Origin of the sequence: Pantoea sp. Mb-10, from assembly GCF_021272205.1 — a bacterium.
Lineage (GTDB): Bacteria > Pseudomonadota > Gammaproteobacteria > Enterobacterales > Enterobacteriaceae > Pantoea.
This window is the reverse complement of sequence record NZ_JAJSDX010000005.1, coordinates 68158-92377: the sequence shown is the minus strand read 5'-3', so window position 1 is coordinate 92377 and position 24220 is coordinate 68158. Positions and strand designations below refer to the sequence as shown.

Genomic DNA, 24220 nt, shown 5'->3' with positions numbered 1-24220 from the left:
CGGGGCGGCATATCGCTGGAGCTAAGTATGGATTTCCCCTTAATCATAAATATCGTGGCATTTGTCGCGCTATTGGTGCTGCTTAATCGCATCGGCAGCGCGCGCTGGAGCCTGTCCAAACGCGTCTTAACCGGCCTGGTGTTTGGCGTCCTCTTTGGCCTTGCGCTGCAGGCTATCTACGGTGAAAACAGCGCGGTGCTCAAAGCGTCCATCAGCTGGTTTAACATTGTCGGTAATGGCTATGTGCAGCTGCTGCAGATGATTGTCATGCCGCTGGTGTTTGCCTCCATTCTGAGCGCCGTCGCCCGACTCCACAATGCGTCGGCGCTGGGCAAAATCAGCGTATTGACCATTGGCGTCCTGCTGTTTACCACGGCCATTTCGGCGCTGGTCGGCGTATTAGTAACCGGCCTGTTCGGCCTGAGCGCAGAAGGGTTGGTGCAAGGGGCGCAGGAAACCGCACGCCTGAGCGCGATTCAAAGCAACTATGTTGGCAAAGTGGCTGACCTCAGCACCCCACAGCTGCTGCTCTCCTTTATTCCTAAAAATCCGTTTGCCGATATGGCCGGTGCCAATCCCACCTCCATTATCAGCGTGGTGATTTTTGCCGCCTTCCTTGGCGTCGCTGCCCTGCAGCTGCTAAAGGATGACAAAACCAAAGGCGAGCGCGTGCTGGTCGCGATCGATACGTTGCAGTCATGGGTAATGAAACTGGTCAGATTGATCATGAAGCTGACGCCCTACGGCGTGCTGGCGCTAATGACCAAAGTGGTAGCCGGTTCCAACCTGCAAGATATCATTAAGCTGGGTAGCTTTGTGCTGGCCTCGTATCTGGGTCTGGCTATCATGTTCGCGGTGCACGCGCTGCTGCTGTCGGTGAATGGCATCAACCCCCTGCGCTTCTTCCGCAAAGTGTGGCCCGTGATCACGTTCGCGTTCACCAGCCGCTCCAGCGCTGCCAGTATTCCGCTGAATGTGGAAACGCAGACCCGTCGCCTGGGCGTGCCGGAATCTATCGCCAGCTTCTCAGCGTCGTTTGGTGCCACCATTGGCCAGAACGGCTGTGCCGGTCTCTATCCCACCATGCTGGCCGTAATGGTCGCTCCAACGGTGGGTATTAACCCGTTTGATCCGATGTGGATTGCCATGCTGGTGGGGATTGTCACTCTTAGCTCAGCCGGTGTGGCGGGCGTTGGTGGCGGTGCCACGTTTGCCGCACTCATTGTGCTGCCGGCGATGGGCCTGCCGGTCACGCTGGTGGCACTGCTGATCTCCATTGAGCCGCTCATCGACATGGGGCGCACCGCGTTGAACGTCAACGGCTCGATGACCGCAGGCTCGCTCACCAGCCGCTGGCTGGGCCAAACCAACCGTGACGTGCTGGAAAGCGATGAACACGCCGAATTGGCTCATCGCTAACGCACAGGTCACATAAGCGCCAGACGGCAGGTCAAATGACCTGCCGTTTTTTTTTGCGCCGCATGCGCATTTCATCGCAATCATGGCGAGGTCGTTAGGAAAGCGTTAAGCGTGGTAAACAGACGAAACATCCCGCACTTTCCGCTTGAACTCCGCTGATAAAAAGCCAATTCTGCTGACATCATACCAGGAGAGTCATCATGAAAAACGTTATCGCCTCGCTGCTGGCGCTGACCCTGATTGCGCCAGCCACCAGTTTTGCCTATCCCGGCGGTTGGGATCACGGTCCCGGCCCGCACTGGGGCGGTTGGCCACACGATCGCCACTGGGGTGGTCCTGGCCCGCTGCGTTTCCTGCCGGATGCCGCCACGGCGGTACTGATTGGCGGTCTGACCTACTATTTGCTCAACGACCACTATTATCAGCGTCAAGGTGACACTTACGTCATGGTGCAGCCGCCAGAGACGGTGCCGGACGGGGGCATGCGGGTGCTGGACTTCAACGGGAAGCGCTACTACGTGCAAGCGGGTCACTATTATGAGCGGGAGTTAGGCGGGCGTTACGTGGAAGTGCCACGTCCCTATGGGCTATAAGCCCGAAAACAAAACGGCCCGTCTTTGACGGGCCGTTATCTGTTCCGCGACGCTTACTGCGCAGCTTGCGGATCGGTATCGTAATCCTTACAGCTCTGGAAGCCGTAGTTCATCACGCGACCGGTGTCGTTATAGCTCACGAAGTAGGTCTGCTGCTTGCCATCACGCTCGCCAATCACGTAGGTCTGGCACGTACCGCGCGCATGAACCATGGTGATTTCGGTTGAAGCAGGGCCCGCAATCTGGCGCACCTGTTCACGCGTCATGCCTTTCTTCACATCTTTGACCACTGGCTTAGTCACATAGCTTTCCGCGCGATCGTAAGTCGTACAACCTGACAGAGCTGCCAGCGTCATAGCGGCAGCGATACATCCCAGCACTTTATTCATATTGTTGTTCCTCATACGTTGTCCATGTCGGAATAAGCCTGGAACAGAAAGTTCGATTTATCAAATCACTGGCTGCGTTTTCCTGCATTTTTCATTGATGCCTCAAGGTACTCACGTTAGCGCCCTTTCTGCAATTGAACATCCGGGCTGCGCACGCGACGTCGCGGGGGTAAAAATCGTCTTAAATTGCGGCGATTAGCCATGCCCATCGCCGTTCGGCTTGTTGTTTTAAGGCAGAGGCGTTAGCTTTAGCAAAGCATTCGCACGGTGCCGTCAGGCGACAGACTTGAGGAGACGTTCATGTCATTGCAGCAGGAAATCATTCACGCATTAGGGGTTAAACCGGTTATCGATCCGCAGGAGGAAATCCGCGTCAGCGTGGATTTTTTGAAGTCTTACCTGAAAGCTCACCCGTTTATTAAAACGCTGGTGCTGGGGATCAGCGGCGGCCAGGACTCTACTCTGGCGGGCATGCTGACACAAACCGCTATCCGCGAACTGCGTGACGAGACCGGTGACAGCGAATATGCGTTTATTGCGGTGCGCCTGCCCTATGGCGTGCAGGCCGATGAGCAGGATTGCCAGGACGCGCTGGCCTTTATCAAGCCGGACCGTACATTAGTGGTCAACATCAAAGAAGCCGTATTAGCCAGTGAGCGCGCACTCCAGGACGCGGGTATCGCGGTCTCTGATTTTGTGCGCGGCAACGAAAAAGCACGCGAGCGTATGAAAGCGCAGTACAGCATTGCGGGCATGACCAAAGGCGTGGTGGTTGGCACCGATCACGCCGCCGAGGCCGTCACCGGCTTCTTTACCAAGTACGGCGACGGCGGCAGCGATATCAATCCGCTGTTCCGCCTGAACAAAGGCCAGGGTAAGCAACTGCTCAAAGCCTTGGGCTGTCCAGAACACCTCTATTTGAAACACCCTACCGCCGATCTCGAAGATGATCGCCCTGGCCTGCAGGATGAGGTGGCCCTTGGCGTGACATACCAGCAAATTGATGATTACCTCGAAGGCAAAACCATTGACGCCGACGCCGCCCGCACCATTGAAGGCTGGTATTTGAAAACCGAGCATAAGCGTCGCCCGCCTATCACCGTTTTTGACGATTTTTGGAAAAAGTAACCGCCTGCCTCGCGTTTCTCGTCAGCGGGCGAGAAACGCCTATTCTTGCGCCACTGGCGAGAAAACAGCCGCGCTGATATACTGGACAGACAACCAGTAATCGGAGTACGTTTTGGTCAGACGCGCAGCCAGCCACCGCCTGGATTTTGATGCGGCGGCAATCTATCAATATCCCGAACACTTACGCCAATGGCTCGACGGTTTACCCAACGTGCCCGGCGTCTACACCTTCCACGGCGATAGCGAAAATCTTCCGCTGTATATCGGCAAAAGCATTAACCTGCGCAGTCGGGTGATGGCGCATTTCCGCACCGCTGACGAAGCCAGTATGCTACGCCAGGCGCGGCGCGTGAGCTGGATCCCTACGGCGGGCGATCTCGGTGCACAGCTGCTGGAAGCACAGATGATTAAAACGCAGCAGCCGCTGTTTAATAAGCGGCTGCGTAAAAATCGCCAGCTCTGCTCTTTGCAGCTGGGCGACAGCGCCCCGCAGGTGGTCTACGCGCGCGATCTCGATTTTTCCTGCTCGCCTAATTTATATGGCCTGTTTCGCAGCCGCTTTGCCGCGCTGGAAAAACTGAAAGCCCTTGCCGACGAGCAGCGTCTTTGCCATGGGCTGCTGGGCCTTGAGAGTCTCCGCCCCGGACGCGGCTGCTTTCGCGCGGCGCTTAAGCGCTGCGCCGGTGCGTGCTGCGGTCACGAGCCGGTGGCCGCGCATCAGCAGCGATTACAGGCGGCGCTGGAGCAAATGCGCGTGGTGTGCTGGCCGTGGCAAGGCCCGGTCGGTATCGTGGAAACCCGCCCCGAGATGACGCAAATCCACGTTATCGACCACTGGTTTTGGCTGGGATCGGTGAGCACCGAAGACGAAGCGCGTACCCTTCAACGCGCGCGCGCGGGATTTGACCACGACGGCTATAAAATCCTCTGCCGCCCGCTGCTTTCAGGCGCATTTCCGCTGATTGAGTTATAAAAAAAACCGCCCTGCTGCCCAGTGCGATTCACACACTGGACAGCATTGACGGTCTCTTAGAGGGTCAGCTGAGGCTTATTCTGCGTCAGCCGGTGGCGGCATTTTGCCTTCGTGAGGGCCTTTCTCCGTGAGACGTTTCTCGAAGTTGGCGTTGTACTGTTTTTTCTGCTCCGGCGTCAGCACGTTATAAATCTTGTTCTGCGTTTCCATCATCTGCAGCGCGCGCGCTTTGGCGTCGGCGCTCATTTTTTCTGCCTGCGCCTCGGCTTTTGCACTGTCGAAAGTATCGGATGCGATGATGTCATGCATCGCCTTACGCTCGTCCACGGAAGGACGCTTCATCTCTTTGTGGCCATCGCGCATGATGGTCTTGATCTGCGTTTTTTGCGCCTCGGTCAGATTCAGATCTTTAAACATCATCTCCATGCCGTGATGGCGCATCGGTTTATGCATGGGTGTTTCGCTGCCTGCTGGCGGCGGCGTGAGGTTATCTGCAGCGGCGTGGACGATATTGGCCGCGCCCAGTGCCAGCGTGGTAGCCAGGAACAGAGAGGTGAGTTTACGCATAATATTGTCCTTTTTTATCAGTAAAGTTGCGACAGTCTGTATCGCGTCGACGGAGACCACTATACGAATCTGAACGTCAACTACTCAGAGGGTGAGTAAAGCCGTGAAAGCGTAAATGACAACATTCATTCAATCATGGAGAGAAAGCGAAGAAAGGCGTGAAGAAATGCAAAAAAGTATGACAAAAACGGGAATCGAGCAGAAATTAAGGAAGATTGTAATGGTATTGTCGGTTTTGAGGAAGCAAATATCGTGATTCTGCCTGATAGTTGCTGCCGGTTTCCTCGCCGCATGCAAGGAAACCGGACTTGACCCGCCGCTACAGCGCCAGCGCCTGAGTTTGCGGCGTCTCTTCTACCAGCATCAGCCCGGCACGCAGGCCTGGCGCCACGTGCGGGTTAGGAAACAGCACAAACTCCCGCGCCTGCTGCACGTAATAGCGCTGACTGCCCTCTTCCGCCAGCAGCGTGCCTTGAGGAAACGCGGTGAAATTCAATGTCTCATCATCCATGTGCAACACAAAGTCATCTCCCTGACGCGTAATTTGCTGCGCCACGCGGTAATGGCGCGGCGGTTGTCGTACCGGTGGGAGCGCCTCGCCGTACAATAGGGCCGCCAGCGCCTGCTGGGCCCCGGTGAACTGGCTGAGCTCGTTGTGCCCAAACGGTAGCGCTTTCCCCAGCTCCAGCGTGCAGCTCGCGGCGTCGTGATGTTCACAGCTATAGTGCGTAAAGGTGCCGCCCGGCGCGCGATGAAACACCAGCGCTTCCATGTCGGCAGCGGCCAGCCACTCGAGAAACGGCTGCGGCCAAGGCTGCTCACGCTGCGGCAACACGCCAAAACGCGTATGCCAGGAGCCCCGGATCGCGGTGTGCAGATCCAGGTGCCAACGCTGTTCATGCTCGCGGCAGGTGCGCCAAAACGTTTCCAGCGCTTGCTCTAGCTGCAGCGCGCGCTGCGCCTCTGCCAGCTCCGACACCCTTTGCCAGCGACCGCTGAACAGGCGATTGAGATCGTACTGCTGATAGCGTTTGCCGCTGCGCAGCGCCGCCGGATTGCCGAGCACCACCAGAAGTCGCACCGCCAGCGAACGCGCCCCGGTTAACAGCGGCGCGAGCAGCGCGTTGAGTATTTCTACCGGTGCCGTTTCATTGCCATGAATGCCCGCTGAAAGCACCAGCGCCTGATGCGTTGCCTGATGCGGCGTCAGCGATAAAATGCCTTCGCCATGCCATGCCCACTCCAGGTGCGCCGTACTGCCGCGGCGCGCACGCGGGGGGTCACCTGACAGGGTTTGCTGTAGAAAATCCTGCATAATCCCTCCTTTTAACTCGGGCCGACGCGCGTGGCCCGCGATTAACGCTGAAACGCGTAAACACAGCCTAAGTCTAGCAGCTGCGTCAGCTCGTCCAGCGCGGTGCGTCCCTCACGTAACAGCGCGGGATCGGCCAAATCGGCCTGCGTCAGGCGATCGCGGTAGTGCTTGTCTACCCAGCCGTTAAGCGTGGCGAAAAGGGGGTCATTCATCAGCACCGCCGGATTGAGCGCCGCGCGCTCGGCCTCGGTCAGCACCACGCGTAACCGCAGACACGCTGGCCCGCCGCCATTGCACATGCTTTCACGCAGATCGAACACCTTGAGCTCACGAATGGGCCCACCGCTCGCCACCAGCTGGTTAAGGTAACGCCATACGCCGGGGTGCTGCCGCGACTCTTCCGGTAGCACCAAGAGCATGCCGCCTTCGGGCCGCTGCAGCAATTGGCTGTTAAACAGGTAGGTGTTGACCGCATCCGCCACCGAAACTTGGGCACGCGGCACCACAATAGGCTGAAAATCCGGGACGCACGCGGCAAGCGAGGCCAATAGCTGAGGCTGATCGACAAACGCGTCTTCATGGCAAAACAGCACCTGCTGATTGCTCACCGCAATGACGTCGTTGTGAAACACGCCCTGATCGATCACGCCAGGATGTTGCTGCGCAAACAGCGTGCGCTGCGCATCGAGCTGATGCAGGCGCGCCACCGCTGCGCTGGCTTCTCGCGTCTGGCGGGCCGGATAACGCTGCGGCGCGGCAGTGGGTTGCCGGTCGTCGCGGCCATACACAAACAGTTGCACGCCAGGGTCGCCGTAAACTGCGCCGAAGCGGTTATGGTTGGCGGCGCCCTCATCGCCAAACAGCGCCACCTGCGGCAGTGGGTCGTGCACGCTAAAGTGCCGGGTATCACGGAAAATAGCCCGCAGTAGCGCGGCGGTTTGCGGTGCTTCGATGGCGCGATGAAACTTATTATTAAGGTTGGCGACGGTGAAATGGACGCGCCCGTCCGCGCTGTCCGCCGACGGTGAGACGGTCGCGGCGTTGGCCACCCACATCGCCGACGCCGAACTGGCTGCGGACAACAGATGCGGCGCCTGCGCCGCGGCCTTGGCCAGCACCTGCTCATCGCTGCCGCTGAATCCCAACTGCCGCAGCAGCGGGATATTCGGCCGCTCATGAGGCGGGATGACGCCCTGCACGTAGCCCATATCCGCCAGCGCTTTCATCTTCTGCAGCCCTTGCTTAGCGGCCAGACGCGGATTAGAAGGCTGCAATTGGTTGCGGGTGGAGGCTTCATTGCCGAACGATAAGCCCGCGTAGTGATGCGTTAGCCCAACCAGGCCGTCAAAATTGGCTTCACAGGCAGTCATCATGCGTGCTCTCCGGCAGAGAAGTCGAGACCCGGCGAGAGGCTGCCCGGCAGCGCCTGGCTGGCGCTTTCCAGTGAAGCCATCGGCCAGGCACAGTAGTCAGCGGCATACCACGCGCTGGCGCGGTGATTGCCCGAGGCGCCCACGCCGCCAAAGGGTGCGGTACTGGCTGCGCCGGTCAGCGGCTTGTTCCAGTTCACGATGCCCGCGCGCGCTTCCAGCAGTAACTGGTCGAACTGCTCACGCTGTGGTGAGATCAGCCCGCAGGACAGGCCGTAGCGCGTATGGTTGGCGAGACGGATCGCGTCGGCGTAGTCGTCATAGCGAATCACCTGCAGTAGCGGGCCAAACACCTCTTCATCCGGTAGCACCGCGACGTCTGTCATGTCGATAATACCGGGCGTCAGGATGGCGCTGTTGCGATCGGGCCAGCGCATCGCCAGCAGCACCGTGCCGCCTAACGCGACACGTGCCTGCCACGCCGCAAAAATCTGACCGGCCGCTACGGGAGAAATCACACTGCCCATAAACGGCTGCGGGTCAGCATTCCACGCGCCCGGCTGCAAGCGCGCGCTAACCTCCACCAGGCGCTGCAGAAAAGCGTCGCCGGCGGCGCCCCGCTTCACCAGCAGGCGACGCGCACAGGTACAGCGCTGTCCCGCGGTAATAAACGCAGACTGGATGGCAATATGCACCGCGCCGTCGCAATCCTCTGGGTTTTCTACAATCAGCGCATTGTTACCGCCCATCTCCAGTGCCAGCATCTTTTCCGGCTGTCCGGCGAACTGGCGATGCAGGTGATACCCGGTGGCGGCGCTGCCGGTAAACAATAAACCGTCAATATCGCGCGCGTTCGCCAACGCCTGCCCGGTTTCGCGTCCCCCCTGAAGCAGCGCCATAACGCCCGCTGGCAGCCCGGCTTGCGCCCACAGCGCCACGGTTTTCTCCGCCGTCATGGGGGTCAGCTCGCTGGGTTTAAACACCACGCAGTTCCCCGCCAGCAGCGCGGGCACAATATGTCCGTTGGGCAGATGACCGGGAAAGTTATACGGGCCAAACACCGCAAGCACGCCATGCGGACGGTGGCGCAGCGAACTCTCGCCTTGCGCCTGGTCGCCCGTGCGCGCGTGATAAGCCTTAACGGAAATCGCCACTTTATTGATCATCGCCTGCACTTCGGTCAGCGTTTCCCAGCGAGGTTTACCGGTTTCACGGGCAATGATTTCTGCCAGCGTCATTTTGTCTTGTTCCAACAAGTTAGCGAACTGCTCGACTATCGCCTGGCGCGCGGCGAACGGCGTGCGCGCCCAGTCAGGAAAAGCGGCGCGGGCCGCCGCACAGGCGTGCGCAACCTGTTCCGCTGACGCGGCATGGCCCTGCCACAGCGTCTCGCCGCTGACCGGATCCTGTTTAGTGAGCTTTTCCGCGTCGCCAGACAACCACTCTCCCTGAATAAAATGCGTCATGCTTTTTTCTCCTCGCGGCACAGCGTGACCACACGCAGCGCATCACCATAGTTGCAGCACAGCGCGGCGCGCTGGCTGTCATTGAGCTGAACCACGCCTGATTCGATCTCTACCGGCAGTAAAATGACCCGGAAGCGTTGGTAGTCGGTATTGGCCACCAGACACAGCGGCCATGATTCGGCGGCCTCGCCTGCCTCGGCCGTCAACAGCTGGCTCTTGCGGATGGCGCGGATGCGATCAATTTCACATTCAAGCGTCGGGCCGCCGTCAAAAATATCGATGTAGTTTTGATAGCGAAACCCCTCCGCCTCGAGCACAGCGCGTGCGGGTGCCGTCTGCGGATGCACTTCGCCGATCACCTTTTGCGCCGCCTCACTGAGATAATGAATATAAAGCGGATGTTTCGGCATCAGCTCGGCGATAAACGCTTTCTGCCCGGTGCCGCTGAGAAAATCCGCTTGGGTAAAGGGCATGGAGAAAAAATGGCTGCCCACGCTGTCCCAAAACGGCGAGTGCCCCTGCGCATCGCTGATACCGCGCATCTCCGCCACCACATGCTGGGTAAAATGCTCGCGAAAGTTGGCCATAAACATAAAGCGCGATTTCGACAGCAGATAGCCGTTTTTCCCCGCGCGGTAGTCAGGATCGAGAAACAGCGTGCACAGTTCGCTGCTGCCTGTGTGATCGTTACTCAGCGACAGCGTAGGCAGGCTGGCATAGACATTGAGCTCTTTAGAAGCATGCACTTGGGTGCCCACGCGGAAGTTATACCAGGGATCCTGTAACCCCACGGCCACTTCAATCGCGCAGATGCCCACGGCGCGATTGTCCTCGCTGTCAGCCAGCACAAACACATAGCCCTGCTCGCTGCGCGGCAGAACCCCCTGCCACGTCAGTAAAGCGCGTTCGATACGCGCTTTCAGCGTATCGCTGTCCGCCGGCAGTGACGTTAAGCCGCCGCCGGTTTTGCCCGCCAGCGCCAGCAGCTGCGCCAGATCGTCGCGCTCGACGGGGCGAATCACCATCATGATGCGGCCCCGCTGAGCATACGCTCACAGGCCCGTTCAAAGCGCGCCAGGCCCGCTTTCACATCGGCTTCACTGATGTTTAACGCCGGCGCAAAACGCACCACGTTGGCCCCGGCAATCAGCACCATCACGCCCTCTTCGGCCGCCAGCAGATTGAACTGTTTCGCCTTGCCGGCAAAATCCTCGTTGAGGACGGCACCGATCAGCAGCCCTATGCCGCGTATCTCTTTGAACACCGGCAGACGTTGATTTAGCGCCTGCAGCTGGTCAACAAACCAGTCATGGCGCATTGACACGCCCGCCAGAAAATCGGGCTGATTGATCAGTGACATCACCGTGCCCGCCACCGCGCCTGCCAGCGGGTTACCGCCATAGGTGGTGCCGTGCGTGCCCACGCCCATGACCTGCGCCAAATCCTCACGCGTAAGCATCGCGCCAATGGGGAAGCCGCCGCCTAGCGCTTTGGCCGTGGTCAACGCATCCGGCGTGACGCCATAGTGCATATAGGCATAGAGCGACCCCGTGCGGCCGACCCCGCTCTGCACTTCGTCGAAGATAAGCGTGGCATGATGCTTGTCACACAGCTCGCGCAATCCGCGTAAAAATGCGCCATCGGCGGGTACTACGCCCCCTTCGCCCTGAATCGGCTCCACGATCACCGCGCAGGTACGATCGTTGATCAGCGCCGCCGCCGAGGCTAAATCATTGAACTCCGCGTGTTCAATAGCCGGTGGCAGCGGTGCAAAATCACGCGAATAGGCCGGCTGCCCGCCCGCCGACACGGTAAACAGCGTGCGACCGTGAAACGCGTTTTTAAACGCCACAATGCCGTTTTTCTCGGCGCCAAAGCGGTCATGCGCCACTTTACGCGCCAGCTTGAGCGCGGCCTCGTTGGCCTCGGCGCCGGAGTTACAAAAGAACACGCGATCGGCAAAGGTGGCGTCAATCAGCTGTTTTGCCAGCCGTAAAATCGGCTCATTGGTATAGCCATTGCCGGTGTGCCACAGTTTGGCCGCCTGGTCCGTTAACGCTTGCTGTAGCGCAGGATGCGCATGGCCGAGCGCATTGACCGCAATACCACCTGCAAAATCGATATAGGCCTTGCCCTGCTGATCCCACAGGGTTGAGCCTTCCGCACGCACCGGCACAAATGCCGCAGGGGCATAAACCGGCATCATCCATTGATCAAAATCGTGACGAGATACTTGCAGTGACATGGCCATTTCTCCTGCCCCACAAAACGTGAAGCGTTTGTTTTAGAATTGTTAACAGCGTGATAGTGCTGCTCTACTGTAAATTGCAGTAAGCGTGCCAGCCAGCGGAAAAATGCATAAAATGCGTTCTTCGGCGTAAAATCAATGACTTAGAAGGAGCCGCTATTCACAATAAATGCATAAAAAGTGAATAATTGTCTGATGCAGGCGGTCAAAAAGCGGTTTATTTAGCGGATTTATGCAACGGCAAAACGAAATATTACTTTTGTGATCGAACAGCAAATATCACACCAAAATAGCGCAGGTTCGGCACTGAAAAAGGGCAGCCTGCGCAGTGTCGGTGCAGCCGTTGTTCGCTGTAATAAAAAAAGATGAGACGCAGAAATTACCCTCAGGCAAGAAAGTTGAATAAAAAACACCCATATTTGAAAGTAAATAAAATGCGCCGGAACAGAGTGCTTTCGCATGTTATCATCAGCAGTGAAATAAAATGACATGCGCTGTGAGTTAAAAACATTACCCTGCTAAGCATCCTATCAAAAAAATAGCTTTCTTAAGCACAAGAACGCATAGGACGGGGTTATTTCACTTAAATGAATTCATTAAAATCGCTTTTACTGCAAATGAATATAATTCGATTAAAAACAATAAGATAATTAAATATTAAATACGTTAATTCCCGAAAATTGTGATAAGTAAATGCGATTGCTAATGGGTAATAAACACTAGCAAGCACAAAATTCGCACACATCGTTAAACTGAAATATATTGTTACATATATTGCACTTTTGATTTTGAACCTTTTATGTCATTTTCTTTCAACCCCGCAACGGGGATACAATTAAAAAATATCACAGGGTAAACAATAAATGATGAAGCGCACGTTACTGGCAGCAGTGATGCCCTTACTGCTGGCTATGCCTTCGGCTCACGCGGCCGAAATCTATAACAAAGATGGCAACAAACTGGATCTGACCGGAAAAATTAACGTTTCCCATCTGTTCTCCAATGACAGCAATAACGATGGCGATACCAGCTCTTATGCGCGTCTTGGTTTTAAAGGTGAAACGAAAATCAATGACCAGCTTACCGGCTATGGTCAATGGCAGTACCAGTACAGCCTGCGCAACTCAGAAGGCAGCGATGCGCAGTCGGGTAACCGTACCCGTTTGGGCTTTGCCGGTCTGAAATTTGGTCAGTTTGGATCCGTAGACTACGGCCGCAACTACGGTCTGGTTTATGATGCGCTGGGCTATACCGATATGCTGCCATTCTTCGGTGGCGACTCCGGTTACACGGATGCGTTCCTGTCAGGCCGCTCGGCGGGCGTGCTGACCTGGCGCAACAAAGATTTCTTTGGCCTGGTTAAAGGCTGGAACGTTGCCGCGCAGTATGAAGGCAAAAATGAGCGCAGCGACACCAGCGGCAGTAACCTATCTGTACGCCGCTCCAACGGCGACGGCTACGCCCTCTCCACCTCTTACGACTTCGATTTTGGTTTGAGCCTGGTGGGTGCCTATGCCAGCCTCGATCGCGTGACCGCGCAGAACAGCGCCACGTTCGGCAAAGGCGACAAAGCGCAAAGCTGGGCAACCGGTCTGAAATATGACGCCAATCAGATCTATCTGGCGACGATTTATGGCGAAACGCTGAATGCTACCCCGGTGCGCAACACCAACGCTGGCTTTGCTAACAAAGCGGTCAACTTTGAAGCCGTGGCACAATATCAGTTCCTCAACGGCTTGCGTCCTTCACTGGGCTATGTCTCTTCAAAGGCCAAGGATCTGGAAAACGTAGGCGACACCTATCTGTTTAAATACGTTGCCGTGGGTGCCACCTACTACTTCAACAAAAATATGTCGGCGTACGCGGAATATAAAATCAACCTGCTGAAAGACAACAACCCGCTGGGTCTGGCAACGGATGATGTGACCGCCGTGGGCCTGGTGTACCAGTTCTAAGCGTTTTACCCTCATTGCACAGGGGCAGTGTCAACCCTGTGCCGCAAGGGCAGCGTAAGCTGCCCTTTTTTATTGCTGAGAAAAACACCTTCTGTTGCAGGTACTTAATCGCGATCGAGGACGCCATTCCCGGCCAGAAGCGTCACGATCTCCCGCTCATTAACTGTGGAGATCGCTATGTACCGCTTTATCATGACCACGCTGTTCATCTTTATCCTCGCGCTTCCCGGGTATGCCAGCGTCGGATTTCGACAGCTTACCCTGGATGCACAAAGCTCACGTCCTCTTCCCATCACGCTTTGGTATCCCACGCGGGCAAGCGGACCGCCACAAGCCACAGGCGAAAACGCCGCCTTTTATGGTGAGTCAGTGATACGCAATGCCGAGCCTGAGGCTGGCATCCATCCGCTGGTGCTGTTGTCCCATGGCTACGGCGGCAGCTGGCGTAATCTGAACTGGCTCGCCGTCGCGCTGGTGGCACAGGGGTACAGCGTCGCCGCGCCGGATCATCCCGGCACCAGCAGCGAAAACCGTGATCCCGCGGCTGCACGCGCGCTGTGGCATCGCCCCGAGGATATCTCGCGCTTGCTCGACGCCCTATTGCAGCAGCCCGCACTGGCGGGACGCATCGATGCCACGCGTATCGCCGCGATGGGACACTCTCTTGGCGGCTGGACGGTCATGGCGCTGGCCGGTGCCCGTTTTTCAGCACCGGCATTTTTAGCGGATTGCCACCAGCATCGCGCCTTCTCCGACTGCAAACTGGCGGAAAAGCTCGGCATCACGTCACCCGAAAACGCGCCGTTGCTCGCGGCGAACTTTCGCGATGGGCGTATTCGTGCGGTAGTGACACTGGATGCTGGCGTGACGCGGGGTTTTACAAAAGTGACACTGTCACAAATGGCGTTACCCGTGCTGTTACTGGCGGCGGAAAAAGATGCGCCCGATCTGCCCGCATCGCTGGAATCCGGCTTTTTGGCAGCCCATCTTCCCCCCTCTCGGGTGCAGGTTTATCGCGTGGGCGGTGCCAACCACTTTAGTTTTATGCAGCGCTGTAAACCGGAGGGTGCGGCCATCATTGAACGCGCCTCACCCGGCGACGGGATGATTTGTCATGATGGCGATGCGCGCGGTCGAGCGGTTATTCATCAGGCCGCGCTGGCGCGCATCCTGCCCTTTCTGACGGCGGCGCTGGCGCCCGCTGCTGGCGAAAAGCACTCGGCGTCTGCCCGGTGATGCGCAGAAATTCGCGATTGAAATTGGACTTGGTGATAAAGCCAGAAGCCAGCATCACCTCTGTGACTGAAGCGCTATCCGTGTGCAAAAGCGCGCAGGCGTGACGCACGCGATAACCGTTGATCCACTGCGACACATTGCAGTGGTGCACAGCATTGACCGCCGCGGAAAGATGCCGCGTCGTGATGCCCGTTTTGCGCGCCAGTCGCGCGAGCGTGAGCGCTGAATCCAGAAACAGCGTCTGCGCCAGCATCTGGCTATCCAGCTGCTGGCAAAGTGCCACTTGCGCGGGGGACGACGCTGTCGCGGCGGGCACAGATGCCAACGAGCCCGATTCGTCAGCTGAGACGGGCTGGCGGCGTGCCACCCGCATGATGGCGAGCGTCAGAAACGGCAGCAACAGGGTTTGCAGCGCGGCAATCATCGGCACCACGCGTGCGCCTTGATGCCAGTGAAACGCCAGCGCTACCGTGAGATCGCTTAGGGCCGAAAGCAGCAGAAAACCCCCGACCGCCAGCGCCACCTTCGCCGTTCCGGGCAGTGCGCGAATGCGCCTTAAGCCTGCCCCTTCGCTGACGCGCAGGCCGGCGGCGATCAGCGCCACGCCGTACCCGGTATAAAGCGCAAACAGCAGGAGATCGATGGCGACAGGGATAACGCAGGCTAGCGCCACTGCGAGCGCAACGGGCGCCAGGGATAACCGTGAGAAGCGGTGCGCGCTGGACGGCCAGAAACCGTGCCATGCCAGCATCGGCAACAGCAGTGCCAGTGCAACCCGAAGCAGCGTCAGCGGCACACTTGGCCAGATCCAGCCTGCCGTATTGAGCGCCATCAGCAGCAGGCTAACCAGTAAGAAGAAGCGTGCGCGGCGATAGCGTACGCGATCGTGCGTCCACAACGTCAACGTGAGAATTGCGAGCGCCAACAAGGTCAACGCCGGCAACGGAATGGTGGGCATAGCGGTGGCATCCTTTCCTGCAACAGAGTCCGTATCTTACGTTATCTTCACGCCGGCAGTGCGTGTTTCGCTGATGCTTTACTAGGGTGCCAGCAGATCAAAGCGGCTGTCCGGCCCGGAGTCGATAGTAAACGGCTCCTGCACCTGCAGCGTGATCGTGTTTGAGGTTACGCGGTTGCCACGGCTGTCTTCCAGCGTCACCGCCAAATGATACGTGTTGCTGGCGTCCGCCGCGCTGTCCCACTGCGGCACGATAATACTCCAGCCTTGCGGATCGTTGGGGTTGGCACCCGGCGTCAGGCTCAGCGCTTGAGTATCGCCCTGCCATTCAACGTGCGCGATCGGGCTGGCGTGACGAATTTGCAGCTTGAGCGGCAGGCTCTCGCCGCCGTTAAGCTGCCACGGCGGCGTTGCCAGGAATACGGTCAATGTTTTGCGCGCGCGCGTCTCACGTACCGGCGTGTAGTTGCGCGTGACGCTGTCGTAGCGGCTGCCGCGCAGCGAACGTGCTTCCGCCACGTTGCTGGCGCTCAGCTGCTGGCTTAGCGGCACGCCAAAGCGGTAGTTGAGGCGTAAACCGAGCTGATCCTGACTTTCGCCCTCATTGCTGGCTTTGTGGCTGGCGGAGACAGTCACCAGCGGCACCGGTGTATACGAGATGCCCAACGTGAGCGCTGAGGGGTTGTGGTAGGCATTACCGCTGTTAAAAAGATCAACATTGTTACCGAGATACTGCTCCCAGCTCACGGACATGCCGAGTTGGCGATAGAACGGCAAATACCCCTGCGTCGTCACGTCATACCCGCGCGCCAGACGCTGCTGCTGGAACGGATTGCGGTTTTGCCAGCCAGAGAGCGGCGTGTAGTAGTTTGCCGAAAAGCGCAGGAAATCGCTCCATGCCTCGGTACCCAGCGACGCCCGCTGCAAACCGCTGTTGAATTGACGATCGACAAATCCGTTGTAGCCCAGCAGCCAGTTCCCGGTCATCCAGCGCTGTCCAAGACCGGCATTGCCCACCAGCCCGTCCTCGGTTTGGTGAAAACCCACCTGGCTAAAGGTCAGCGAGCGATAGCGGTCGGCCCAAGGCGTCAGCAGCGAGGCGCCGCTGCCGTTAAAATTGCCGTCCATGTCCACGTTGAAATCAATTTGCGCATTACCGTAAGGAGAAAGCAGCGATTGCCCTTGGTTTTCTACCCGGTCAGCAACCTCATCGCGAAAATGATTAAAGGCCCAGATGCCCGCCTGATGGCCAATGGAGCTATCACCCTCGCCACGTTGACTGGCTTCGCCGATACTTTTGGCCACGCTGGCGATGCGTTTACTGAACGCGTCGCTCTCCTGTTGCGAACCCAGTTCGGGTAGCGCAGCAGCCATTGTTTGAAAGTGATTCGGATCGCCAAACGGCGCGTCCGGCACGGAAGACTCGCTCACTAAGGCCCGCGCAGGCGCGCTGGCAGCCAGCATCAGGCCAATGAGCAGCGGGAAACGTTTTGGACTATAAAACACAGGCAACATGACCGAAAATAATCACTCCCGTTGAATCTTCAGAGATGAAGAGTTTGATGTATCTCACAAAATTTCACTCCTTTACCCTAACACATTCTGGCTAAGGTGCAGGACAAGTCTGGAAGGATTCAGATTACAGGCCATGAAATGGCGCCAGGAGGGCAGACAATGTGACGTGTTTTAATACGGAAACCTGTCAATCGCGACGCTGAGCCGTGAAGCGCGCCCTACTGACGTACGCAAAGGCGTTACCGCGGTGGAAAGGTGTAATCAGCAAAGGATGTGCAGGGCCAGCAAGCAGGAAGGATAATTCTGCGCGCGGCGTGGTGGAGTAAGCCACCGCGCCGGAGGAAAACGACGTTTCCTCCGGACTGCGATGCCGCAGGCGTACGGGTTTAAGCGGACGCCAGACGTGGGATCAGAAGCCTAAGCTATCGAGCAGATCGTCAACCTGATCCTGCCCTGAGACCACACCCGGTGCGTCTGGATGGATCTGCGGGCCATTCAACAGGCTGTGTGCATCTTTGCGCTGGCTGGCATTGACTTCTGGCATGTTTTCCAGCAACACCATCAGCAGCTGACGTTCGATCTCCTGGATCACATCCATCATGCGCTTGATGACCTGACCGGTAAGGTCCTGGAAATCCTGCGCCATCATGATCTCAAGCAGCTGCTTGTTGGTGAATGCCGTGTGCGTGGGCACGTCGCCGAGAAATGCGCGCGTATCCGAAACCAACTCGCGTGCATCCGTCAACTCAATCGGGTTCTCAAACCACGCGTCCCAGCGGCCTTTCAGCTGGTTAGCGTTAGCTTCCATTTGATCTTGATGTGGCTGCGCCGCTTCAACGCAGTTCAGCGCGCGGTCGGCGGCTTGCGCGGTCATTTGCACCACATAGTCCAGGCGATCGCGCGCATCCGGAATCGCTTCCGCCGCTTCTGCAATGGCCTGATCCAGTCCCAGTTCGCGCAGGCTTTCGCGCAACATGCGCGTCAGCGAGCCAATCCGGGAAATAATGTCGTGTGCCGAGGCTTCTTCAGTTGATTTCGGAAGGTCGCTCATCACATCTCCTTACATACCCAGTTTTTCAAAAATTTTACCCAGCTTCTCTTCAAGCGTGGCGGCGGTGAACGGCTTAACGACGTAGCCACTGGCTCCGGCTTGGGCGGCAGCGATGATGTTCTCTTTTTTCGCTTCCGCCGTGACCATCAGCACCGGCAGTTTGTTGAGCGTGGCGTCGGCGCGGATGGTTTGCAGCAGCTCCAGCCCGTCCATGTTGGGCATGTTCCAGTCGGATACCACGAAGTCAAACCCGCCTGCGCGCAGTTTGCTCAGCGCGTCAACACCGTCTTCGGCTTCTTCTACGTTGTTAAAACCCAGCTCTTTCAGTAGGTTGCGCACAATACGACGCATCGTATTGAAGTCGTCTACTACCAAAAAGCGCATATTCTTGTCAGCCATATCTACTCCTGTGTTGTCTTGTCCGGCAGGACCGGCCCGTTAAATTCGCAATGCCTGTCCGGCGCTAATTTTTGCCAGCATGTGCTGGCTGATTTGACCTAAATCGACCACTTCACTGGCGCCGCCCATCGCAATTGCTTCGCGCGGCATACCAAATACGACGCAGCTGGCTTCATCCTGCGCGATGGTCCAGGCACCCGCGCGATGCATTTCCAGCATGCCCGCGGCGCCGTCATTGCCCATCCCGGTGAGGATCACGCCCACTGCATTTCGACCTGCATTCACCGCCACTGAGCGGAACAGCACGTCTACCGACGGCTTGTGCCGATTCACTGGCGGACCATCGTTCAGTTTTACAACGTAGTTTGCGCCACTGCGTCCCAGCTCCATGTGCATCGCGCCCGGTGCGATATACGCATGGCCGGGCAGGATGCGTTCGCCGTCTTCCGCCTCTTTCACGGTGATCTGGCACAGCTTATTAAGACGCTCAGCAAACGACCGGGTAAAGCCCGGTGGCATATGCTGCGTGATCAGCAGCGCTGGGCTGGTGGCCGGCAGCGGCTGCAGTACGTGGCGAATCGCTTCGGTGCCACCGGTTGAAGAGCCGATGGCGATCAATTTTTCACTGCTCAGCAGCGGGCCCGCTTTTAACGTCACTGGCGCAGGCATATTGGTGCGCACGTGCAATCTGGCGCGCGCGGCGGCGCGGATTTTATCGGCGATCATCTGGCTGTACGCCAGCATGCCTTCGCGGATGCCCAATTGCGGCTTGGTGACAAAATCCACCGCACCCAACTCCAGCGCGCGCAGCGTCACTTCCGATCCTTTTCCGGTCAGTGAGGAGACCATCACCACCGGCATCGGGCGCAAGCGCATCAATTTTTCGAGGAAATCAAGGCCATCCATGCGCGGCATTTCCACATCCAGCGTGAGCACCTGTGGGTTGTACTGTTTGATTAAATCCCGCGCCGCCAGCGGATCGGGCGCCGTCGCCACCATTTCCATGTCGGGGTGGCTGTTGATGATCTCGGTCATCAACTGACGCATCAGCGCGGAGTCATCCACGCACATCACGGTGATCTTGCTCATCGTCTTTCCTTAGTCAATCCATAGACCGTCTGTCCACGCAGCCAGAACTCTTTACTGATCTGACTGAAGTTCTCCGAGTGCCCGGCAAACAACAGACCGCCTGGCTTTAGCAGGGGTACGAAGCGGCGCAGAATCTTCTCCTGCGTCTCTTTATCAAAATAAATCATGACGTTACGGCAAAATATCGCGTCGAACGGGCCGGGTAATGCCCAGTCATTACTGAGTAAGTTCAGCTGGGAATAGTTCACCATTCCCGCCAGCTCGCTGCGCACGCGCACCATGCCTTCATGAGGACCGGTGCCGCGCAAAAAGAAGCGCTGAAGCTGCTGCTGCGAGAGCGTGCGCAGCTCTTCGTGGCGATAGACACCCGCCACCGCTTTTTCCAGCACCTGCGTATCAATGTCGCTGGCGTGTACCTGGAATTTTCCGGGGCCCGTACCCAGCGTCTCGGCCAACGTCATGGCGATGGAGTACGGCTCCTCACCGGTTGACGCGGCGGTGCTCCACACGCTGTAGCTGCCGCTGCGTTTGCGCGCATGTTCCGCCAAAATCGGAAAATGGTGCGCCTCGCGGAAAAAAGAGGTCAGGTTGGTGGTCAGCGCATTGATAAATGCCTGCCACTCCGCGCTGTTTTGATCCTGCTCCAGCAGGGCCAAATAGCGGCCAAAGTCATCAATATTCAGCGTGCGTAAACGGCGCACCAGGCGGTTGTACACCATCTCCCGCTTGTGGTCGGCGAGCACAATGCCGGCGCGCTGATAGATAAGCTGGCTGATACGACGAAAGTGAGTATCTGAAAGCGGCAGACGCTGCACCATTTGTGACAGCAGCGTTGTCGATTCACTTTGATCCAATACCGTCGATTTCTTCATTTCGGGTCACCCGGCAACAATTTTATGTAATGGCGTTAATGCGGCGACTGCGATGCTGCCAGTCAGGCCGCCCTGCGGCGGCCTGAAGGGTTAAAAGGTTTCCCAATTATTGTCCGCGTTACGTAGCGCTGACGGTTGCGCGGCGGTACTGACCGGATGCCGCAACATTTTTGGCGCTGTAGTTACGTTAACGGCCTGGCCGGAGAATTCTTTACCAATATTGAACACCGCAACAGATTGTTTCAGTCGGCTGGCCTGATCTTCGAGCGAAGAGGCCGCCGTAGCTGACTCTTCGACCAGCGCGGCGTTCTGCTGTGTCACGCGATCCATTTCGTTCACCGCAATGCCCACCTGATCGATACCGCGGCTCTGCTCGTCGGACGCAGAGGCGATTTCGCCCATGATGTCGGTGACGCGCGTCACCGCGTTAACGATGTTGGTCATGGTTTCGCCTGCGCTCTCAACCAGCACGGAACCCGTGTTCACACGGCTCACCGAGTCCTCAATCAGCCCTTTGATCTCTTTCGCCGCCTGGGCACTGCGCTGCGCCAGGCTGCGTACCTCACCGGCGACCACGGCAAAGCCGCGCCCCTGCTCGCCCGCACGCGCGGCTTCCACCGCGGCGTTCAGCGCCAGGATGTTGGTTTGGAAGGCGATGCCGTCGATCACGCTGATGATGTCAGCAATTTTCTTCGAACTGCCGGAGATCTCTTTCATGGTGCTTACCACGCCATCCACCACTTTGCCGCCGTGCTGCGCGGTTTCCGAGGCGGTCAGCGCCAGCTTCGACGCCTGACGGGCGTTTTCTGCATTGAGCTTCACGGTCGCGGTCAGCTCTTCCATGCTGGCTGCAGTCTGCTCCAGCGAGGCGGCCTGCTGTTCCGTGCGGGAAGAGAGATCGTTATTGCCCTGCGCAATTTCACTGGCGCCGGTATAAATGGCGTCAGAACCGTCACGCACAATGCGCACGGTTTGCGTCAGCGACTGCTGCATCTCGTGCAGTGAGGTGAGCAATTCGCCCATTTCGTTACGCACATTCACGTTTACCGGCTGGGTGAGATCGCCGCGCGCGATGTGACGAATGTGGTCAATGCTCTGACGCAGCGGACGGATCAGCGCGGTGCGCATCCCGGTCCACACCAGCGCAATCACCAGCAGCGTGGTCAGCAGCGTACCCACGACCAACCCAATCGAGCGCTGATAGGCCGATTCATTGGCGTCTACACCCTGCTGTGCCAGCACCTGGTTGTAGCTCAGCCAGGCGTTGTAATCGGTTTCAAATTTATCCTGAAAAGATTGCGTCGGCTGGTCAACAAAGCCCTTGAAGTTGCCGCTGCTCAAGAAGCCAATCAGCTCACCCAGCGCGCCACGATAGGCGTTGTAGTTGGCCTGCAGCGTCTTCACGTTGTCCGCCGACTTGCCTTTTTCTGACAGATTAGCGTTAAACTCGGCAAAGCCTTGGTCAGCCACTTTGAGCTCTTTATTCGCCAGCTCCACCAGATCGGTGATCGTGGCGCCAGAACCCGCCTGCTGACTGTCCAACAAATAGCGGATGCCTGCGCGGTTCAGCGTGTTACGTGCCTGAACCAGCGATACCCAAGAGGTGCCCATTGCCCGCTGTAGCGTGCTCAGACGCTGGTTATAGGCAAAATTATCTTTATCGGCTTTCACCGTGGTAAAAAACACTCCGCCGGAAAAGAGCTGCAGCAAGGCAAAGAGCGCCAGGACGCACAGCAGTCCGGATACGACACGAATACGACTAAACATAAACACCTCATTGGTTTGCGATCTCTAGCGTTATCGGCGTGACCAAAAAGAACTTTATGTGCGGTAGCAGGGGTTGGACCAGCGGGCAAGTCGGACGCGGGCTGCGAGCAAAAAAAACGGGGCCGTCAGCAAGACGGCCCCGATGAGCGTGCCCGTGTGGGCGCTGACGTAAGGGATTAGAAGGTTTCCCAGTTGTTGTCGCCTGCCGCTGCGGTCACCGCTTTGCGCGGCTGCGCCACGGTTTGCGGTGCAATCTGCGGATGGCTCACCAGCGGACTTTGCGCGGCGCGCGGAATGCGGAACACCGCCACCGCCTGGCTCAAACGGCTTGCCTGCGCTTCCAGCGACGCCGCTGCGGAAGCGGACTCTTCAACCAGCGAGGCGTTCTGCTGTGTGACGCGATCCATTTCCGTTACTGCCTGGCCCACCTGGTCAATGCCGCGGCTCTGCTCGTCAGAGGCGGAGGCAATTTCCCCCATGATATCGGTGACGCGCGTGACGGCGCCGACGATATCCTGCATGGTGGCACCGGCGGTCCCCACCAGCTGTGAGCCGCTGTTGACGCGGTTCACCGAGTCTTCGATCAGTCCTTTGATCTCTTTTGCCGCCTGGGCGCTACGCTGCGCCAGGTTGCGCACTTCGCCAGCCACCACGGCAAAACCACGGCCCTGCTCGCCAGCGCGCGCCGCTTCCACCGCGGCGTTCAGCGCCAGAATGTTGGTCTGGAACGCAATGCCGTCGATCACGCTGATAATATCGGCAATTTTCTTCGAACTGCCGGCAATATCCTGCATGGTGCGCACGACGCCATCCACCACATCTCCGCCTTTGCGCGCGGTGTCAGAGGCGTTAAGTGCCAGCTGCGATGCCTGACGCGCATTTTCGGCGTTCTGCTTCACGGTCGCGGTCAGCTGCTCCATGCTCGCTGCCGTCTGCTCCAGTGACGCCGCCTGCTCTTCCGTACGGGCAGAAAGATCGTTATTGCCCGCGGCGATTTCGCTGGCGCCAGTGAAGATCGCGTCCGATCCGTCGCGCACGTTACCCACGGTGCGCACCAGCGCCTGCTGCATCTCGTGCAAACTGGACGCCAGCTGGCTCATTTCATTGCGCCCTTCCACCGGGATCGGCTGCGTAAGATCGCCCGCGGCGATATGGCGAATGTGACCCAGCATCTGGTGCAGCGGCTGAATCAGTACGCTGCGCAGGCCAAACCAGCAGCCGACGATCACCGCGACCACCGCCAGCGTTACTGATCCTAATAGCCACATCATGCTGGTGAAGGCACGTTGGTTTTGCGCCACGCCCTCGGCCGCCAAATCGCTCTGCACGCTACGCCACTCGGCATAAGTGGCCTTCATCTTCACCTGTTTGGTTTCGATGTTCTGCGCAAACATGCCCTGCAAATCGTTGGCTTTCAGGCGTTCCAGCATCGCTTTAAGGCCGTCGTTGAACGCGTTGTAATCGTTCTCCAGACGCTCAGTTAGCGCCGCCGGCATGCCGGGCGTCGCAGGCAGGTTGTAGTAGCGCTGATAGTGTCCAGCGGCCACGCTCAGCTGCTTCTCGGTTTGCGCAATCAGGGCCGCCAGCTGTCCGCCGTTGGCCTGCGCCGCCGCATTGCCCTGCATACGCAGCATTGCGCGGTTCAGCACGGTGCGGGTCTGGTTGAGCTCGATCCACGCGTCTGAGAGTGCTGACACGTTATTGGTAGAGGTTTGCGCGACCGCAAACGCATTTTTGTCATTCTGCAGGGCATTCCAGAACAGACCGCCAGACAGCAGCTGCAAAGCGCCAAAGATCAGCAGTACCGCCAGCAGGCTGGTGACGACGTTGATTCGTTTTAACATGGGTTCTCCAGATAGGGTTTCACTCCCGCTGTTATCGACCGCTTTGCGTAATGTTTGAGGATATTT

The 24220-nt window shown here is 57.9% G+C and carries 21 protein-coding genes; 6 read left to right on the top strand and 15 right to left on the bottom strand.

Annotated features, from left to right (window positions below):
• The first annotated feature begins 27 nt into the window (after nucleotides 1-27).
• Both LU196_RS11830 and LU196_RS11825 read left to right on the top strand, forming a co-directional pair.
• Nucleotides 28-1419 (top strand): L-cystine transporter, encoded by a 1392-nt coding sequence (locus LU196_RS11830; RefSeq protein ID WP_232757629.1) that lies wholly within the window; start codon nucleotides 28-30, stop codon nucleotides 1417-1419.
• 200 nt (nucleotides 1420-1619) lie between these two features.
• Nucleotides 1620-2012, top strand: coding sequence for a DUF6515 family protein (locus tag LU196_RS11825; RefSeq protein WP_232757630.1), 393 nt, complete (start codon nucleotides 1620-1622; stop codon nucleotides 2010-2012).
• Nucleotides 2013-2065: 53 nt separating this feature from the next.
• Here LU196_RS11825 and osmE read toward each other — a convergent pair whose 3' ends face one another.
• Nucleotides 2066-2401, bottom strand: coding sequence for an osmotically-inducible lipoprotein OsmE (osmE, locus tag LU196_RS11820; RefSeq protein WP_021506259.1), 336 nt, complete (start codon nucleotides 2399-2401; stop codon nucleotides 2066-2068).
• A gap of 300 nt (nucleotides 2402-2701) precedes the next feature.
• On the opposite strand from osmE, the gene nadE reads away from it, so the two are divergent.
• Nucleotides 2702-3529, top strand: coding sequence for an ammonia-dependent NAD(+) synthetase (gene nadE / locus LU196_RS11815; RefSeq protein ID WP_232757631.1), 828 nt, complete (start codon nucleotides 2702-2704; stop codon nucleotides 3527-3529).
• A gap of 112 nt (nucleotides 3530-3641) precedes the next feature.
• Nucleotides 3642-4502, top strand: coding sequence for an excinuclease Cho (gene cho / locus LU196_RS11810; protein ID WP_232757632.1), 861 nt, complete (start codon nucleotides 3642-3644; stop codon nucleotides 4500-4502).
• Nucleotides 4503-4577: 75 nt separating this feature from the next.
• On the opposite strand, the gene spy is transcribed toward cho, so the two are convergent.
• The 6 genes from spy to LU196_RS11780 form a co-directional block, all read right to left on the bottom strand.
• A complete protein-coding gene (spy, locus tag LU196_RS11805) occupies nucleotides 4578-5069 on the bottom strand; it encodes an ATP-independent periplasmic protein-refolding chaperone Spy (RefSeq protein WP_232757633.1) in 492 nt (163 codons plus the stop codon).
• A gap of 319 nt (nucleotides 5070-5388) precedes the next feature.
• The gene (gene astE, locus LU196_RS11800) at nucleotides 5389-6384 is read right to left on the bottom strand and encodes a succinylglutamate desuccinylase (protein WP_232757634.1); all 996 of its coding nucleotides are present in this window, start codon (nucleotides 6382-6384) and stop codon (nucleotides 5389-5391) included.
• A gap of 41 nt (nucleotides 6385-6425) precedes the next feature.
• The gene (astB, locus tag LU196_RS11795; RefSeq protein ID WP_232758230.1) at nucleotides 6426-7754 is read right to left on the bottom strand and encodes an N-succinylarginine dihydrolase; all 1329 of its coding nucleotides are present in this window, start codon (nucleotides 7752-7754) and stop codon (nucleotides 6426-6428) included.
• Complete coding sequence (gene astD, locus LU196_RS11790) at nucleotides 7754-9220, bottom strand: succinylglutamate-semialdehyde dehydrogenase (RefSeq protein ID WP_232757635.1); 1467 nt, start codon at nucleotides 9218-9220, stop codon at nucleotides 7754-7756. The genes astB and astD overlap by 1 nt, the downstream gene beginning before the upstream one ends.
• Nucleotides 9217-10248: an arginine N-succinyltransferase gene (gene astA, locus LU196_RS11785; protein ID WP_232757636.1), complete on the bottom strand. Its 1032-nt coding sequence runs from the start codon at nucleotides 10246-10248 to the stop codon at nucleotides 9217-9219. The genes astD and astA overlap by 4 nt, the downstream gene beginning before the upstream one ends.
• Nucleotides 10245-11465, bottom strand: a complete 1221-nt coding sequence (locus LU196_RS11780; protein WP_232757637.1) for an aspartate aminotransferase family protein — start codon at nucleotides 11463-11465, stop codon at nucleotides 10245-10247. The genes astA and LU196_RS11780 overlap by 4 nt, the downstream gene beginning before the upstream one ends.
• 866 nt (nucleotides 11466-12331) lie before the next feature.
• On the opposite strand from LU196_RS11780, the gene LU196_RS11775 reads away from it, so the two are divergent.
• Together LU196_RS11775 and LU196_RS11770 are read left to right on the top strand one after the other, a co-directional pair.
• Nucleotides 12332-13423, top strand: a complete 1092-nt coding sequence (locus LU196_RS11775; protein ID WP_304622735.1) for a porin — start codon at nucleotides 12332-12334, stop codon at nucleotides 13421-13423.
• Nucleotides 13424-13600: 177 nt separating this feature from the next.
• Nucleotides 13601-14659 (top strand): alpha/beta fold hydrolase, encoded by a 1059-nt coding sequence (locus LU196_RS11770; protein ID WP_232757638.1) that lies wholly within the window; start codon nucleotides 13601-13603, stop codon nucleotides 14657-14659.
• Here the strand turns inward: LU196_RS11770 and LU196_RS11765 are convergent.
• The 8 genes from LU196_RS11765 to LU196_RS11730 form a co-directional block, all read right to left on the bottom strand.
• Entirely contained in the window at nucleotides 14565-15617 is a 1053-nt protein-coding gene (locus LU196_RS11765) for an AraC family transcriptional regulator (RefSeq protein WP_232757639.1), read from the bottom strand. The two genes, LU196_RS11770 and LU196_RS11765, sit on opposite strands and share 95 nt — an antisense overlap.
• An 81-nt stretch (nucleotides 15618-15698) precedes the next feature.
• Nucleotides 15699-17132, bottom strand: coding sequence for a YchO/YchP family invasin (locus LU196_RS11760; RefSeq protein WP_370640992.1), 1434 nt, complete (start codon nucleotides 17130-17132; stop codon nucleotides 15699-15701).
• Nucleotides 17133-17541: 409 nt separating this feature from the next.
• Complete coding sequence (gene cheZ, locus LU196_RS11755; RefSeq protein WP_232757640.1) at nucleotides 17542-18183, bottom strand: protein phosphatase CheZ; 642 nt, start codon at nucleotides 18181-18183, stop codon at nucleotides 17542-17544.
• 9 nt (nucleotides 18184-18192) lie between these two features.
• Entirely contained in the window at nucleotides 18193-18582 is a 390-nt protein-coding gene (gene cheY, locus LU196_RS11750; RefSeq protein WP_232757641.1) for a chemotaxis response regulator CheY, read from the bottom strand.
• Nucleotides 18583-18621: 39 nt separating this feature from the next.
• Complete coding sequence (locus LU196_RS11745; protein WP_232757642.1) at nucleotides 18622-19671, bottom strand: chemotaxis response regulator protein-glutamate methylesterase; 1050 nt, start codon at nucleotides 19669-19671, stop codon at nucleotides 18622-18624.
• Nucleotides 19668-20543 carry a protein-glutamate O-methyltransferase CheR gene (gene cheR / locus LU196_RS11740; protein ID WP_232757643.1) on the bottom strand — a complete coding sequence of 292 codons (876 nt, stop codon included), beginning with the start codon at nucleotides 20541-20543 and terminating at the stop codon, nucleotides 19668-19670. The genes LU196_RS11745 and cheR overlap by 4 nt, the downstream gene beginning before the upstream one ends.
• A gap of 90 nt (nucleotides 20544-20633) precedes the next feature.
• A complete protein-coding gene (locus LU196_RS11735) occupies nucleotides 20634-22310 on the bottom strand; it encodes a methyl-accepting chemotaxis protein (protein WP_232757644.1) in 1677 nt (558 codons plus the stop codon).
• Between the two features lie 176 nt (nucleotides 22311-22486).
• A complete protein-coding gene (locus tag LU196_RS11730; protein ID WP_232757645.1) occupies nucleotides 22487-24154 on the bottom strand; it encodes a methyl-accepting chemotaxis protein in 1668 nt (555 codons plus the stop codon).
• Nucleotides 24155-24220: the final 66 nt, after the last annotated feature.